The organism is Pseudomonas sp. ML2-2023-6 (assembly GCF_037055265.1).
In the GTDB taxonomy this organism is placed as follows: domain Bacteria; phylum Pseudomonadota; class Gammaproteobacteria; order Pseudomonadales; family Pseudomonadaceae; genus Aquipseudomonas; species Aquipseudomonas kulmbachensis.
This window is the reverse complement of record NZ_CP146347.1, coordinates 2,044,020-2,059,374: the sequence shown is the minus strand read 5'-3', so window position 1 is coordinate 2,059,374 and position 15,355 is coordinate 2,044,020. Positions and strand designations below refer to the sequence as shown.

Sequence of the window (15,355 nt, the reverse complement as noted above, 5' to 3'; positions counted from 1 at the left end):
TCCCCTCGAAAAAGTGCGCCACTCTACCACAGGGACACTATCAATCGCGCCAGAACCGGCGCTGGTCGCGCATGCTCTCGGCCTTGCCGTTCGCTCCCAAACGAAACCACACCGCACCTTGCTCGGCGCTGTCCCACACCTGCAACCCCAGCGCCTGGTAACGGGCCATCACGTGCGGATGGGGGTGACCAAAGTTATTAGCATGCCCCCGGGAAATCAGCACTGCTTGCGGCGCCAGCGCCTTGAGAAAAGCCATCGACGACGAGGTCTTGCTGCCGTGGTGTGGCGATTGCAACCAGCGGGTAGGAACGGCCAGCGAGCTTTTCAGCAGGGCGTGCTCGGCGCGGGCGTCGATATCGCCCGTCAGCAGCAGCCGCTCAGTACCTGCCAGCACCTGCAGCACACAGGATTTCTGGTTGCTGTCAGTCGCATCAGCCCACTGCCAAAGCGAGAACTTGACGCCATCCCACTCCCAGCCTTCCCCACTGACGCACGGCTGTGCCTGCAATTGCTCTGGCAGCCCTGGCACATCACCCCCGAGCACCCGGCCCACACTGAATGCTCGCTGCACCGCCAACGCACCGCCCGCATGATCCGCGTCGGCGTGGCTGAGCAGCATCACATCCAATGCCCCAACCCCCAATGAACGCAACGCAGGGACCACGACCCGCTCGCCCTGATCGAAATTCCGGACCTTCGGGCCTGCGTCATATAACAGCGTGTGATTACGGGTGCGCAAGACCAGCGCCAGCCCCTGCCCGACATCCAGTTGCAGTACCTCGACCTGGCCATGGGGGATCTGCTCACGGGGCGCAAATACCGCCAACAGGACCAACGGCCAACCCAACGGCCGGAGTGCTACCCCGGCAGGCAGCAACAGGAGCAAGACTCCAAGGGCTGTCAGCAGCCAAATGTAAATCGGCGCGACTGCAGGCGACCAGGGATTAAAAACACCGCCCAGCAGGTGCAGCCCTTGAATCAATACGTCGAGCAAGCCGCCCGACAGCCACAGCAGATTTTCACCCAGCACGGGCACAGGTAGTAGCAACGTACCCAGCAGCGCTGTCGGTAGCACCACCAGACTGATCCAGGGCACGGCCATTAAATTAGCCAGCGGCCCGGTCAGGCTGATGGGCAAACCGAGGATCCACAGCAGCGGAAATAAGCCCAGAGCAATCAGCCCCTGCGGTCGCAACCATGCAGCCCGCCAGCTCCATGCCCCCAAACGCGCACTGAAGGTAAAAATCAGCACTGCAACGGCAGCAAACGACAACCACAAGCCCGGCCTCAAACTTGCCAGCGGCTCCACGAGTAACACCGCATTGAGGGCCAACAGAAAAGGCAGCCACACGCCCAGATGACGAAACCGCAAACGCCATATCAGCACCAGCCCCAGCATCACGCAGGCGCGCTGCACCGGTACTTCAAAGCCCGCCAGTGCGCCATACCCAGTAGCTCCCGCAAACGCCAGACCGCAGGCCCAGGGCAGCCACGGCAAAACCCGTGGCCACAAACCATAACGCGCCATCAGGGCTATCAACCCATAGATCAACCCGGCAAACAGCCCGATATGCTGCCCCGAGATCACCAGTAAATGCACCGTGCCGGTCGCTTGCAGCAGCGCCCAGTCGTCACGGCTCAGCCCCGAACTGTCGCCCATGACCAGTGCCGCCAGCCAAGGCGTTCGACCATTGGCATCGATCTGCAACAGGCGCTGGCGCAAACCGTCACGCCAGGCATGACTGGCGGCCATCAGTAACCGGCCATCCTTGACCACACCTGTCGCACCAATCCGTTGCGCCAGCAACCAGGCCTGATAATCAAAACCCTGGGGGTTAATCAAACCCCTGGGCTTCTTGAGCTTGACCGCCAGCCGCCAACGTTCGCCACTGTTGACGGGCGGGCGGCCCGCCATACCAGCTCAACCTGATGGTCGTGGGCAATGTGCCGTGGCGCGACATGGCGCCCTGCAATTCAAAACGTACTGAGGCGCCAGTGTGTTGCGGCAACCCGACCACTCGCCCTTCAATCCAGAGGGTGCGACCATCGAGTGAATCCGCCAGGCGATCATCCAACGCCCGTTGCCCCTGAACACAGGCCCAGCTCAACCCAAGCACAAAAAGCCCCACCTGCCAGGCGCGCGAGACCAAGAGCAATAGCCCCGCCAACAGTATCAGCAGCAACCAGCCCGCTGAGGGCAACGCGGGTAAAAACCGCAGCGCAATCAGGCCCGATGCGAGCGCAAACATCCCTGTGTACATGCCTATACTCAACTTATCCCTTTGACTCGGATTAGTTGGAATCGGGGACGCGCGCTTAAGAAATTGTCACAAAGTCTGAATAGGCATCCTGTCGAATTTGGGCATACTGCCCCCTTGACCTAGGGAGAGGCCCATGCCACGGCGTTTAATCAAACGTTTCATGCCAGATCCGGCCCTGATCAGGGAACACAAGTCCTTACGATTTTTGGGCACCTTGCTGCATGACCCCAACCTCTGGCACCTCAATCGTCACTCCGTGGCCCGAGCGATGGCAGTAGGGATCTTTGCCGCTTTTATCCCTATGCCGTTTCAAATGCTGCTGGCCGCCTTCCTGGCGATAAACGTGCGCAGCAATATGCCGATATCTGTAGGGCTGGTATGGCTGACCAATCCGATCACCATGCCGCCGGTGTTTTATTGCACCTATAAGATGGGCGCCTGGCTGATGAATGTGCCTGCACGCGCCCTGCCTGATGAATTGACCTGGGAGTGGATCAGCGGCCAACTTTCAACCGTATGGCAGCCATTTTTACTGGGCTCTGTAGTTTGCGGCGTGGTGCTCGGGACTCTGGCCTACTGCCTGACCATGCTCTATTGGCGCTGGTGGGTCAGCCGAAAGTGGAAAAGCCGCAAAAACCAGCGCCAATAGAAAAGGCCCCGAAAAGGGGCCTTTCTTATGGTCTGACCTGCAGCCGCTGAGGAGCGCAGCGAGGCTGCGATTGGCTGCGCAGCGGCCCTGACATTCTGGCCCTTTTCGCAGCCTCGTACCTCGTCAGCGGCTACAAGAGCTACTGACGCATCCCGCGGCCGCTGACCAGCAGCTTGGCGCAGCCCAAGTACAGCACGATCGTTGCGACCACCATAAAGGTCAGCGCTACGCTGATCTTGATGTCCGAAACGCCCAGAATGCCGTAACGGAATGCGTTGACCATATGCAGCACCGGGTTGGCCAGTGACACGCTCTGCCAGAATGGCGGCAGCAACGTAATTGAATAAAACACCCCACCCAGGTACGTCAGCGGTGTCAGCACGAAGGTCGGGATAATTGAAATATCGTCGAAGTTACGTGCAAATACGGCGTTGATAAACCCCAGCAACGAGAAGATCGTCGCCGTCAGCACCACGACCACAATGGTCAGGCCCAGGTGATGCACTTGCAGGTGAGTGAAGAACAGCGACAGCAGGGTCACGATCAAACCCACGATCAACCCGCGCAAAATGCCGCCGACAGTGAAGCCGATCAGAATGGTGTGGGGCGAAACCGGCGAAACCATCAGCTCTTCAATCGAACGCTGGAACTTGGCGCCAAAGAAGCTCGACACCACGTTGCCGTAGGAGTTAGTGATCACCGACATCATGATCAGGCCCGGTACGATGTACTCCATATAGGTGAAACCACCCATATCACCGATTTGCCGACCGATCAGATTACCGAAGATCACAAAGTACAGAACCATGGTAATCGCTGGCGGCAGCAGGGTTTGTGGCCAGATCCGCATAAAGCGTCGAACTTCGCGGTAAACAATGGTGTTCAACGCAATCAGGTTGGGGCGCAGCTCCGAGCTCATATCGCCACCTTTGCCAGGTTTTTTTCTACCAACGACACGAACAACTCCTCAAGGCGATTGGTTTTATTGCGCAGGCTCACCACTTCGATACTTTGCGCTGCCAGCTGAGTGAACAGGCCGGTAATACCCACGGCTTTGTCGACTTGCACTTCCAGCGTAGTGGCGTCGAGCAATTGACTCGGATAGCCGATCAACTGCGGAGTCGCATGCTGGGGGTATTTCAAGTCGAGCAAAAAGGTCTCGACATGCAACTGGCCCAGCAGTTGGCGCATGCTGGTGTTTTCAACAATGATGCCGTGATCGATGATCCCGATATTGCGGCACAACTGCTCAGCCTCTTCCAGGTAATGCGTGGTGAGGATGATGGTGGTGCCCTGCTCGTTCAGCTCCGTGAGGAAGCTCCACATCGAGCGACGCAGCTCAATGTCCACGCCAGCAGTGGGCTCATCGAGAATCAACAGACGTGGCTCGTGCACCAGCGCCCGGGCAATCATCAAACGGCGCTTCATGCCGCCGGACAATGAGCGTGAAGGCGTATCACGCTTATCCCAAAGCCCCAATTGCGTCAGGTACTTTTCGGCACGTTCCTTGGCGACTTTCGCCGGGATGCCGTAGTAACCCGCCTGGGTCACAACGATATCAAACGTCTTTTCAAACTGGTTGAAGTTGAACTCTTGCGGCACCACGCCAATCGATCGTTTAAGCGCGGCCGGATTACGATCAAGGTCATGGCCAAAGATATTCACCGTACCGCCGGTTTTGTTTACCAGGGTCGAGAGAATGCCGATGGTGGTGGATTTGCCGGCACCGTTAGGCCCGAGCAAGGCAAAAAAGTCACCTTCGGCAACATCCAGATCGATACCACTCAGGGCCTGGAAACCGTTGCCGTAGGTTTTGGTTAGCTGCCGTATGGACAGAGCGGAACTCATATCGGATTACGCACCAAGATGGGGAAAGGGGAGGTATAAATAAGGGCGAACAGCCTGTAGGGCAAGTCCGACAAGGCCGTATGGTGCTTGGCCTCGCCGCACAAGTACAGTCGCCCGTATTAATAGTGGCTATTAAGTCAACGCGGTCATCACTGCATTTCGGTAGGCCGGACGCAGCTTCAGGCGCTCATACCAGGCAGCCAAATGCGGCAGGGCCGGGCGTTCGATGGGCATTTCAAACCAGGCATAAATGAAAGAGCCCAGCGGGATATCGCCCATGCCGATTTCATCACCGGACAAGTAGGGTTTTTCCGCCAGAGCCCGATCCGCAATAGCCAGCAACTCAGCGCAGGCGTTAATCGCAGCGTTAATGGCCACCCAGTCCTGCTGTTCGGCAGGCGTGCGCAAGACACCCCAGAACACCGTGCGAAAAACCCCGGCAAACGAGGTGCTGGTCCAGTCCATCCACTTGTCAGCCTGAGCCCGGACACGGGCATCGGTCGGGTACCAGGACGTGTCCGCCCCGTATCGGGCCGCGAGATAACGCACAATGGTGTTCGATTCCCACAGCACAAAACCGTCGTCTTCCTCGATCACCGGCACCTGGCCATTAGGGTTCAACGCCCGATACTCAGGGCTGTTGACGACGCCAAATGCACCGCCCGCCTCTACCCGGCTATACGGCAACGCCAACTCTTCGACACACCACAATGCTTTTCGAACGTTCGACGAATTCTTGCGACCCCACACTTTCAGCATGATCTGGCTCCTGATTGATAGACGCCGAAGGAGTCTACGCCGGGATGACGAACTCCGTCTCCAACGCATGGTCACTATCCTTACGACCCTGATCGAAAGTTGCGACTAAGCTCACAAGGGTGCACGCCCCTGGTTTCATGGAGGATTGAATATGCTGTTGTTGTGGATATTGGTTTTGATTGTTGGCATCGCCTATATGGCGCATCGACGCATCGCCCCCCTGACGACCATTGCCGTGGTCGCAGTGTATTTGCTGGCGATGGGTGTTATCGGCCATGTGCCGGGGTGGTTGCTGGCGATCCTTTGGCTGTTGCTGGCAGCGCCCACCGCTCTGCTGCTGTTACCAGACTTGCGGCGCAAACTGTTTACCGCCCCGTTATTCAACTGGTTTCAAAAAACCCTGCCGCCGATGTCGCAAACCGAGCGCGATGCGATAGACGCCGGCACAGTCTGGTGGGATGGCCAGCTGTTTAGCGGCCGCCCCGACTGGAACCAGCTGTTGGCCTACCCCAAGGCCCAGCTCACCGAAGAAGAACAAGCCTTTATCGATGGCCCCACTGAAGAGCTGTGTGCGATGGTCAGCGACTGGGAAATCGGTCAGGCCATGGATTTACCACCGCACGCCTGGGCGCATATCAAGGAACATGGCTTCTTTGCCTTGATTATCCCAAAAGCCTACGGCGGCAAGGGCTTCTCGGCCTACGCCCACTCCCAGGTCGCGATGAAGCTGGCCACTCGTAGCGGCGACCTTGCTTCCACCGTGATGGTGCCCAACTCCCTGGGCCCGGCCGAACTGTTGCTGCATTACGGCACCGACGAGCAACGCAACCATTACCTGCCGCGCCTGGCCCGTGGCGATGACATCCCTTGCTTTGCCCTGACCGGCCCGCTGGCAGGCTCCGATGCCGGGGCAATGCCCGACACCGGGATTATTTGCAAAGGCCAGTGGCAAGGCGAAGAAGTCATCGGCCTGCGCCTGAACTGGGAAAAACGCTACATCACCCTCGGCCCGGTCGCGACCCTGCTTGGGCTGGCGTTCAAGGCCCACGACCCGGAGCACCTGCTGGGCGACAAGGAAGACTTGGGCATCAGCCTGGCCTTGATCCCCACCGATACCCCCGGGGTTGAGATTGGCCGTCGCCATTTGCCTTTGGGCGCAGCGTTCATGAATGGCCCGAACTCGGGCAAAGATGTGTTTATCCCGCTGGACTACTTGATCGGCGGCCAGGAAATGCTCGGCAAAGGCTGGATGATGCTGATGAATTGCCTGTCGGTCGGGCGCTCTATTTCACTGCCTGCGGTGGGCACCGGCGCCGCCAAGTTCACCAGTCTGGTAACCGGGCAATACGCTCAGGTGCGCGAGCAATTCAATGTGCCACTGGCCGCTTTCGAAGGTATCCAGGAAGCCTTGGCGCGCATTGGCGGCAACGCTTGGCTGATGGATAGCGCACGCATGCTCACCGCCAACGCGGTGGATCTTGGCGAAAAACCTTCGGTACTGTCGGCGATTCTCAAGTACCACCTCACCGAGCGCGGCCGCGAATGCATCAGCCACGCAATGGATGTTCACGGTGGCAAGGGCATCATCATGGGGCCCAACAACTACCTGGGCCGCAACTGGCAGGGCGCGCCGATCTTTATCACCGTGGAAGGCGCGAACATTCTGTCGCGCAACCTGATGATTTTTGGTCAGGGCGCCATCCGTTGTCACCCCTTTGTGTTGAAAGAAATGGCCCTGGCGGCGCGCGAAGACAAAGATCAGGCCTTGCTGGAATTTGACGCCCTGCTGCTCAAGCACATCGGTTTTGCGATCAGCAACAAAGCCAGCACCTTTGTCTTGAACCTGGGCCTTGGTCGTTTTGAGCATGTACCGGGCAACGCCTTGAGCCAGGGTTATTTCCGCGCACTGAACCGTCAGGCTGCCGCTTTTGCACTGCTCGCCGACTTGAGCATGATGCTGCTGGGCGGCGAGTTGAAACGCCGCGAGCGTTTGTCGGCGCGGCTGGGTGATGTGCTGAGCCATATGTACTTGGCCAGCGCTGCGCTCAAGCGTTATCACGACCTCGACTCACCTGCACACCTCGACCCGCTGTTCAAATGGGCCATGGAGGAAAGCCTGGGGCATGCCGAGCGCGCACTGGATGAACTGCTGAAAAACTTCCCAAGCCGCGCTCTGGGCTTTTTACTGCGCGGTGTGGTGTTTCCGTTTGGCCGACGCCATACCGGGCCTTCAGACGCACTGGATGCTGAAGTCGCTGCGGTACTGGGGCGTGCCAAAGGTGATCCAACCCTTGAGGCGGTGCTCGCGGGTTGCTATCGCCCGCAATCGCCGGATGACGCCGTGGGTGCTCTGCAGCATGCCTGCGACCTGCTCAACGAGGCGCGCCCGCTGCACAAAAAACTCCACGATGCGCTGAAAAGCGGTCAGGTCAAACCGGCGGCAGGAGAACCGTCCATCGATGCGGCGCTGCAAGCCGGGGTGTTGCAACCGGCTGAAGCCCAGACGTTGCGCACCGCAGAAGCCGCGCGTCGCAAGGTGATTGATGTGGATGACTTCTCCAAGGAGGAACTGAGCCACAGCGAAGGAAAGATTCGCTAACAGGACAACCGGCGCCGGGGGCTTTATACTCCGGCGCCCGTTTTGCTCTAGAGGACACCCGCAATGGCCACCAACGATCTGAACCACAACCTCGTCTTGCTCGACATTCTGCGCAGCATTCTGGTTGCTGTCGGTGACGCTGAGCAGATCCCTGAGGAAAGCCACGCGTTGTTTCTGGAACGCTTTGACGATATGCGCAGTTCGCTGCCGGTTGACCCGATCAACAGCCAGTATCTGGGCCAGGACATCATGTGCCAGGTTATCGAACGCTACCCACAGATCGCCCACCTCGTCCCGCGTGACCTGCTGTGGTACTTCGGCGGCGCCTGCTTCAACTTCCTGTCGGATGAGGAGCTGGACATGTATGAGGCGCTGGAAGAGCGTCGTCACGAAGCTGAACAGAACGATGAACCGTTCGACTGGAATCAGGAAAAACAGCTGATGGCGATGCCTGTGTCTGAAGACAGCCCGAAGCACTGATTGCCCTACTGAATATTCAAAGCCCGCCCGGTTTACCTGGCGGGCTTTTTTTTGCTACTGCCAAAAATCGAAAGCCCTGTAGCCGCTGCCGAGGCACGAAGGCTGCGCTCCTCAGCGGCTACACCCGCGAACGCCAAATTTCCAGGGTTGGTTCCTGCGCCAGTCGCTCCACCAGAAAATCGATAAACACCCGCATTTTTGGCGGCAGGTAACGCGAAGGGGCATGCAGCAACCATGCTCCGCCGTGGTAGGAAGCAATAAAACTCCACTCGGGCAACACTTGCACGACCTGCCCTTGTTCCAGCGCCTGGCGCGCCGTGAAATACGGCAAGCTTCCAATCCCTATGTGTTGCAATACCGCATCCAGTCGCACCCCGGTGTGGTTGGCCGCATAACGCCCGCGCACTCCAACGGTAACCGTTCTGGCGCCCTGTTTGAATTTCCATCGCGCATCGGCTGGTGTTTCCCCCAGATAAATACAGCTGTGCCCACGCAAGTCTTCAGGCTGCGTCGGCACCCCGTGTTCTGCCAGGTAAGAGGGCGTGGCACACAGCACATGCTCGATCGGGAACAACTGACGCCCCACCAGCCCTGGTGGCGGCTGGTCGGTAATACGAATACTCAAGTCAACGTTGTCATCAATCAGGTCGACATAGCGGTCTTCCAGAATCAATTGCACATCGACTTTTGGGTAGCACCGCAAAAACTCGGGCATATGCGGGTGAATCACATACCGCCCCACCGCCTTGGGCACGCTGACCCGAATCAGGCCTTCGGCACTCTGGGTAAAACGCCCACTGAGGTCCATCACTGACTGCGCAGCCCCCGCCACCTCACAGCAGCGTTTGAAGACCTCTTCACCCTCATCGCTCAGGCGTAATTTACGCGTGGTGCGTTGTAGCAAACGGATCGCCAGGGCTTTCTCCAGACGGGAAACACTACGACTGACCGCCGAGGGCGAAGTCCCTAGCTGACGCGCCACTTCGGAGAAGCTACCGGCCTCGACCACCTTCACAAACATCACCATTTCGGCCAGTAACGACACAGGTAGATTTATGCTCACAGCGCACAGGCCCATTGAAATTTAGGCGGATTATCACAATTGAGGCGCAACTCTATACTAAAAAAAGAAACCGACCAGGAAACCGCAATGACCCAACGCCTGTTTTTTACCGACGATGCACTGATTGCCGATATCAACGTGATCAGTTGCACCCCCCACGAAGACGGATTTGCCGTCACCGTGCAAGCCACCCCTTTTCATCCTCAAGGTGGAGGGCAGCAATGCGACCTGGGCCATATCGGTGACAGTGAAGTGGTCAAAGTGCTGCAAGAGCAAGACGCCATCGTGCATTACGTCAAACAGGTCGTAGCACTTGGCCCGGCCCGTGCGCAGGTGGACGCCCCCCGCCGCCACCTCAACGCTCGGCTGCACAGCGCCGGGCACTTGATTGGTGTGGTGGGGGAACAGGCCGGTTGGCTGCCGACCAAGGCACATCACTGGCCAGGCGAATGCCGTGTCAGCTTCACCCCCGGCGATGACGCTCAACCGTTGGAAGCGCTAGCCATCGAGCAACAACTTGAACGCTGGATCAGTGCAGACTTGCCGCGTCAGCTGAACCTCGACTCCCAGCAAAGGGCCATCAGCTTTGGCGACTTGCCGGGGTATCCGTGCGGCGGTACCCATGTGCGCTCGCTGGGTGAACTACAGGCTGTCAGAGTGCTGTCCGTGACCCTGAAAAAAGGCGTGCTCTCGGTTCGCTACCATCTCGATTAAGGGCTTTCTCTTGGCTGAACGTCCTTGAGTACGGCAAAGAAAACCCGATTAACCAAATCGCGGTCCATGTTCGCTCGATATACCGCGATGTAGTCGTCAGGGTTCCGGGCCTTGGCATACAGGGCCTTCTCACTCAAAAAACGCTGATCGGCAAATTTCAGATGCGCCACCTCAAAATCATTCACCGCAGAGCCCTGAGCCTTGTAGTGAACATGAGCAAACCATAATGGGCTGCCATCACGATCCTTGATGCTGAACTCTTGCAGGTAGTCCTTGCGCGGTCCCTTGAACAGATGCTGCCGCGGCCCTTCAGCCGCGATACTCACCTCCCCCTGAGCCTTGAGGTATTCAACACCGGTACCGGTGGGCGGCAGTTTTTTAATCAGACTGATCCGCAATGCTCGTCCTTCCGCTCGTAAACGGAGGGCGCTGGCCTTGAGTTCGTGGCTCAACGTCGGCGTTGCGGTCTTGTCCTCCTGCTCCAACGCGGTAAATTCCACACTGTCGGTGGCCACCACTTGATCAATTTTCTGAGCAATGTCTTCCAGCGAACGCGCCTTGAACTCCATGATTTTTTCAAGTTCGATCGGTATTTTTGAGGGCACTGCCCGCGCCCTGTTCTCCAGGATCGCGCCATCCACTCGCGCCAGCAAAGCCCTGCCGTCGATCATCAACCTCGACAGATTTTTACTTTGAGAGATCAATACCGGGATCGGTTGAGGTGTTTTGGTGGCGCTGATCGTCACCCACTCTCCCCTTTCAAGACGGCGATAGGAGGTCAAGGGCTGACGTCTGCCACCCTCCGCCTCTTCACCCACATCGACTATTTCGTCAGTGGCACCTGCAGCAGGCTCTCGTATCCAGAGCACCGCACTGCCAGTATCAAGGTTCGGATACTGATCTTGCAGCAGGCTCTTGAAGAGCTGGGCAATCACGCCTTGAAAGGTGGGGCGTAGAGCAAAGTCATGCTCGGCAAAGCTGCCCAGCAGCGAGTAGCGGGCAATCAAGTCAGGCGTTGAAGAGAGTGTTTTCATGGCCAATCCATTGTTTGAATCACAAGAGGCGGCCTGGCTTTTAACGAGTGTGTCTGCCAAACCTGATCTCGCGATTCAACGCAATGCAGCGACCTGCAAGGTAGTAGCCGGATATATGGCGCTAAGCGCTGACGCGACGACGCTGAACAAAACGATCGACATAGTCATCGGCAGGCGTCAGCAGAATGTCCTGTGCGGTGCCCACCTGAACCAGTTGCCCGTCCTTGAGGATGGCGATGCGATTGCCGATGCGCAGCGCCTCGTCCAGATCATGGGTGATAAAAACGATGGTCTTTTGCAGCGTGCGTTGCAGCGCCAGCAATTGATCCTGCATCTCGGCCCTAATCAATGGGTCAAGAGCACTGAAGGCTTCATCCATCAGGATGATATCGGTGTCAGTCGCTAGTGCCCGCGCCAGCCCCACGCGCTGGCGCATACCACCCGACAGTTGGTGAATAAAGGCCTGTTCATAGCCTTGTAGCCCTACAACTGACACCCAGTGTCGCGCCCGCTCATCGCACCGGGCCTGGGTTTCGCCCCGCACCTTGAGGCCATAAGCGACGTTTTCCAAGACGTTGCGATGGGGTAGCAGGCCGAAATTTTGAAACACCATGCTGATTTTGTGTCGCCGAAAATGGCGCAAGGCAGGCATGTCGTACTCAAGAATATTCTCTCCATCCACCAGAATCTGGCCGCTGGTAGGGTCGATCAAACGGTTCAAATGCCGCACCAGCGTGGATTTCCCCGAGCCGGACAGGCCCATGATGACAAACACTTCACCGGCGCGAATCGACAGCGACAGATCGTTGATACCAATCACACAGCCGGTTCTGGCCAACACCTCATCCTTGCTCTTGCCATCCCGGATCAGTGCCAGCACCTCCTTCTCGCGGTTGCCGAACACCTTGAACACGTTACGTACTTCGATCTTGTTGATCGCCACTTCACTCATTGTTGGCCTCCATGCCGAGGTCGGCCATACGCTTGGGTTATACGGTCAATGACCACTGCCAGAATGACGATAGCCAATCCGGCTTCCAGCCCTTTGCCAACGTTGAGGGTTTGAATGCCCACCAGCACATCCTCGCCCAGGCCTCGGGCACCGATCATCGAAGCGATCACTACCATCGACAATGCCATCATGGTGGTCTGGTTGATACCGGCCATGATGCTGGGCATGGCCAATGGCAATTGCACGCCAAACAACTGCTGCCAAGGGTTTGCCCCAAAGGCGTTGATCGCCTCCATCACTTCACGGTCAACCTGACGCAAGCCCAGATCGGTCAGACGGATCAGCGGCGGTACGGCATAAATCACCGTGGCGAAGATTGCCGGAACCTTGCCCAGACCAAACAGCATCAGCACCGGAATCAGGTATACGAAGCTGGGCATGGTCTGCATGATATCCAGCAGCGGTATCAATACAGAACGCAGGCGGTTGCTACGTGCAGCCAGGATTCCCAGAGGGATCCCCAGCAATACCGAAATAACCGTGGCCACCATCATCAGCGCCAGGGTTTGCATCAACTTGTCCCACAGACCAACCGCGCCCACCAGAAACAGCAGACCGACAATCAACAGCGTGCCGAGAATTTTACGCGTGGCATGCCAGGTAATCGCGCCAACGATGGCCAGCATCAGCCACCAGGGCGTTATGCGTAGCAGATGCTCGAGATTGATGATGGCCCACAGCAGCGTTTCGGAGATGTGCCGGAACACATCGCCGTAGTTGCTGACCAGCGCATCGACCCCGTCATTGACCCATCCAGCGATGGAAAACGTCAGATTGTCAGGAAACATGCCGTGCTCGTGTTCAATGGGTTAGTTGGACTTGAGCGCTGCATCGACTTTTTCAGCCGCTTGCGGGGTCACCCAGGCATGCCAGATTTGCGGTTGTTCGCGCAAAAAGGCTTCGGCAGCCTTACGCGGCTCGGTGCGTTTCTCGCTCATCTGGGCCAGGGTCGTGTTGAGCAACTCAATAGGGAAATCGACCTTTTGATAAAACTCGACCAATTGCGGGTATTGGGCTTTGAAAGGTGCTGATACGCCAATCGCCAGCTTTGCCGGTAATGAGCGCGTGCCCTTGGGGTTGGGGTTGTTGACGTCAGCCAGGGTCTTCCAGGCTTCGGCGTCAAAGGCTGGTTCTTCGAGCTTGATCAATTTGTAGCGCCCGATCAGCGGGGTCGGTGACCAGTAGTAGAACAACACCGGCTTGCCACGACGAATCGAGGAGCTGACTTCGGCATCCAGCGCCGCGCCTGATCCGGTGCGGAAGTTGACGAAATCCTTGTCCAGCCCGTAAGCCTTGAGCTTCTGGCTGTTCACAGTTTCGGAGGTCCAACCGGTAGGGCTATTGAGGAAGCGACCACGGGTCGGGTCTTCCTGATCGCGAAACACGTCTTTGTAGCGGGCCAAATCATTTACCGACTTCAAGTCCGGGGCCAACGCCTTGATGCCTTTTTCCGGGTCGCCCTTGATCACATATTCGGGCACCCACCAGCCTTCACTGGCGTTCTTGACGATGTCTCCCAAACCGAAAACCTTGCCCTCGGCTTCAGCCTTGATCCACACGGGGCTGCGCCCGGCCCACTCTTCGCCAATGACTTGAATGTCGTTTTTGGCCAGGGCGGCCTCCAGGCTCACGGTGCTGCCGGGCAAGGTGTCGGTTGCAACGCCGTAGCCTTTTTCGGTGATCAGGCGCAGCACTTCAGTGATCAGGCTGCCGCTCTCCCAGGTAATGTCACCGAAGTGAACCGGCGCTGCCGAGTTGTCGGCCAGCACCGGCTGCGTGAGAAGCAAAAACGCCAATAGCGGCCCGCCGAGCCACTTCTTCACATTGTTCATACAGATTCTCTTGTTGATCCGCCCAAGAGGCGTGATTAAGCAAGTAGCATTTCCTTGCGCGCACTCAACAGTCGGGCAAATGAATCCCCGCCACACCTGTAGCGTAGCCGCTGAAATTCAGATAGCGATTCAGAGCACACCGAACGGATGCTCGCTGGAAAATAGAAACGCAGAAACGCAAAAAGCAGCCCTAAGGCTGCTTTCTGTGTGTTTTTTGAAACTGCGTAGCTCCAAAAAACAAAATTTGGAGCGGGAAACGAGACTCGAACTCGCGACCCCGACCTTGGCAAGGTCGTGCTCTACCAACTGAGCTATTCCCGCAATAATGGCGTCCCCTAGGGGACTCGAACCCCTGTTACCGCCGTGAAAGGGCGGTGTCCTAGGCCACTAGACGAAGGGGACGTTGCCCGAAACATACAAGTACGTTTCAGTGCCAGATCACCAACAAAAGCTGATGTCTTTGCTTTCACTCAACTTCGCCCGAGAGCAAAGCTGCTTAAAAATGGAGCGGGAAACGAGACTCGAACTCGCGACCCCGACCTTGGCAAGGTCGTGCTCTACCAACTGAGCTATTCCCGCAATAATGGCGTCCCCTAGGGGACTCGAACCCCTGTTACCGCCGTGAAAGGGCGGTGTCCTAGGCCACTAGACGAAGGGGACGTTGCCCGAAACATACAAGTACGTTTCAGTGCCAGATCATCAACAAAAGCTGATGTCTTGGCTTTCACTCAACTTCGCCCGAGAGCAAAGCTGCTTAAAAATGGAGCGGGAAACGAGACTCGAACTCGCGACCCCGACCTTGGCAAGGTCGTGCTCTACCAACTGAGCTATTCCCGCAATGGCGTCCCCTAGGGGACTCGAACCCCTGTTACCGCCGTGAAAGGGCGGTGTCCTAGGCCACTAGACGAAGGGGACACGCTACAACTTCACTGGTTACATGCGTTTGGCTGTTCGCTTTACGCTGCAATTGGCGCGCATTCTAGGGATGGATTGGAAGGTCGTCAACCCCAATATGAAAATATATTGAAATCAATGACTTCCCGACTATTAAGGCATTTTCGTACATAGGCGCAAGCCAAGCTCCTGGCGCCTATATTCCGACAC

12 protein-coding genes, 6 tRNA genes and 1 pseudogene are annotated in these 15,355 nt (G+C 57.5%); 4 read left to right on the top strand and 15 right to left on the bottom strand.

Annotated elements, in window-relative coordinates; translation table 11 throughout:
• Positions 1 to 40 precede the first annotated feature (40 nt).
• Positions 41 to 2,261 (bottom strand): annotated as a pseudogene (locus V6L79_RS09525) (DNA internalization-related competence protein ComEC/Rec2).
• Positions 2,262 to 2,394: 133 nt separating this feature from the next.
• On the opposite strand from V6L79_RS09525, the gene V6L79_RS09520 reads away from it, so the two are divergent.
• Positions 2,395 to 2,910, top strand: a complete 516-nt coding sequence (locus tag V6L79_RS09520) for a DUF2062 domain-containing protein (protein ID WP_261741337.1) — start codon at positions 2,395 to 2,397, stop codon at positions 2,908 to 2,910.
• A 139-nt stretch (positions 2,911 to 3,049) separates the two neighbouring features.
• On the opposite strand, the gene V6L79_RS09515 is transcribed toward V6L79_RS09520, so the two are convergent.
• From V6L79_RS09515 to V6L79_RS09505, 3 genes are all read right to left on the bottom strand, one after another.
• The gene (locus V6L79_RS09515; protein WP_261741336.1) at positions 3,050 to 3,829 is read right to left on the bottom strand and encodes an ABC transporter permease; all 780 of its coding nucleotides are present in this window, start codon (positions 3,827 to 3,829) and stop codon (positions 3,050 to 3,052) included.
• Positions 3,826 to 4,758: an ABC transporter ATP-binding protein gene (locus V6L79_RS09510; protein ID WP_261741335.1), complete on the bottom strand. Its 933-nt coding sequence runs from the start codon at positions 4,756 to 4,758 to the stop codon at positions 3,826 to 3,828. The genes V6L79_RS09515 and V6L79_RS09510 overlap by 4 nt, the downstream gene beginning before the upstream one ends.
• Positions 4,759 to 4,890: 132 nt before the next feature.
• Positions 4,891 to 5,517: a glutathione S-transferase family protein gene (locus tag V6L79_RS09505; protein WP_261741334.1), complete on the bottom strand. Its 627-nt coding sequence runs from the start codon at positions 5,515 to 5,517 to the stop codon at positions 4,891 to 4,893.
• A gap of 151 nt (positions 5,518 to 5,668) precedes the next feature.
• On the opposite strand from V6L79_RS09505, the gene V6L79_RS09500 reads away from it, so the two are divergent.
• Together V6L79_RS09500 and V6L79_RS09495 are read left to right on the top strand one after the other, a co-directional pair.
• Entirely contained in the window at positions 5,669 to 8,116 is a 2,448-nt protein-coding gene (locus tag V6L79_RS09500) for an acyl-CoA dehydrogenase (protein WP_338580123.1), read from the top strand.
• A gap of 63 nt (positions 8,117 to 8,179) precedes the next feature.
• A complete protein-coding gene (locus V6L79_RS09495; protein WP_261741332.1) occupies positions 8,180 to 8,596 on the top strand; it encodes a PA2817 family protein in 417 nt (138 codons plus the stop codon).
• A gap of 118 nt (positions 8,597 to 8,714) precedes the next feature.
• Here the strand turns inward: V6L79_RS09495 and V6L79_RS09490 are convergent, their stop codons facing one another.
• Complete coding sequence (locus tag V6L79_RS09490; RefSeq protein WP_261741331.1) at positions 8,715 to 9,659, bottom strand: LysR family transcriptional regulator; 945 nt, start codon at positions 9,657 to 9,659, stop codon at positions 8,715 to 8,717.
• A gap of 87 nt (positions 9,660 to 9,746) precedes the next feature.
• Between V6L79_RS09490 and V6L79_RS09485 the strand changes: the two genes are divergently transcribed.
• On the top strand, positions 9,747 to 10,373 hold the full coding sequence (locus tag V6L79_RS09485; protein ID WP_338580122.1) for an alanyl-tRNA editing protein: 627 nt from the start codon (positions 9,747 to 9,749) through the stop codon (positions 10,371 to 10,373).
• Here V6L79_RS09485 and V6L79_RS09480 read toward each other — a convergent pair.
• The 10 genes from V6L79_RS09480 to V6L79_RS09435 all read right to left on the bottom strand — a co-directional run bounded on the left by V6L79_RS09480 (position 10,370) and on the right by V6L79_RS09435 (position 15,166).
• Positions 10,370 to 11,407 (bottom strand): hypothetical protein, encoded by a 1,038-nt coding sequence (locus tag V6L79_RS09480; RefSeq protein WP_338580121.1) that lies wholly within the window; start codon positions 11,405 to 11,407, stop codon positions 10,370 to 10,372. The two genes, V6L79_RS09485 and V6L79_RS09480, sit on opposite strands and share 4 nt — an antisense overlap.
• A 121-nt stretch (positions 11,408 to 11,528) precedes the next feature.
• Positions 11,529 to 12,359: a glycine betaine/L-proline ABC transporter ATP-binding protein gene (locus tag V6L79_RS09475; RefSeq protein ID WP_261741327.1), complete on the bottom strand. Its 831-nt coding sequence runs from the start codon at positions 12,357 to 12,359 to the stop codon at positions 11,529 to 11,531.
• Complete coding sequence (locus tag V6L79_RS09470; RefSeq protein WP_261741326.1) at positions 12,356 to 13,207, bottom strand: proline/glycine betaine ABC transporter permease; 852 nt, start codon at positions 13,205 to 13,207, stop codon at positions 12,356 to 12,358. The genes V6L79_RS09475 and V6L79_RS09470 overlap by 4 nt, the downstream gene beginning before the upstream one ends.
• A 21-nt stretch (positions 13,208 to 13,228) precedes the next feature.
• Positions 13,229 to 14,251 carry an ABC transporter substrate-binding protein gene (locus tag V6L79_RS09465; protein WP_261741325.1) on the bottom strand — a complete coding sequence of 341 codons (1,023 nt, stop codon included), beginning with the start codon at positions 14,249 to 14,251 and terminating at the stop codon, positions 13,229 to 13,231.
• 245 nt (positions 14,252 to 14,496) lie between these two features.
• Positions 14,497 to 14,572, bottom strand: a tRNA-Gly gene (locus tag V6L79_RS09460).
• A 5-nt stretch (positions 14,573 to 14,577) separates the two neighbouring features.
• Positions 14,578 to 14,653: transfer RNA gene (locus tag V6L79_RS09455), tRNA-Glu, on the bottom strand.
• 101 nt (positions 14,654 to 14,754) lie between these two features.
• Positions 14,755 to 14,830: transfer RNA gene (locus V6L79_RS09450), tRNA-Gly, on the bottom strand.
• A gap of 5 nt (positions 14,831 to 14,835) precedes the next feature.
• A tRNA-Glu gene (locus V6L79_RS09445) sits at positions 14,836 to 14,911 on the bottom strand.
• A gap of 101 nt (positions 14,912 to 15,012) precedes the next feature.
• Positions 15,013 to 15,088, bottom strand: a tRNA-Gly gene (locus V6L79_RS09440).
• A 2-nt stretch (positions 15,089 to 15,090) separates the two neighbouring features.
• Positions 15,091 to 15,166, bottom strand: a tRNA-Glu gene (locus tag V6L79_RS09435).
• Positions 15,167 to 15,355 lie beyond the last annotated feature (189 nt).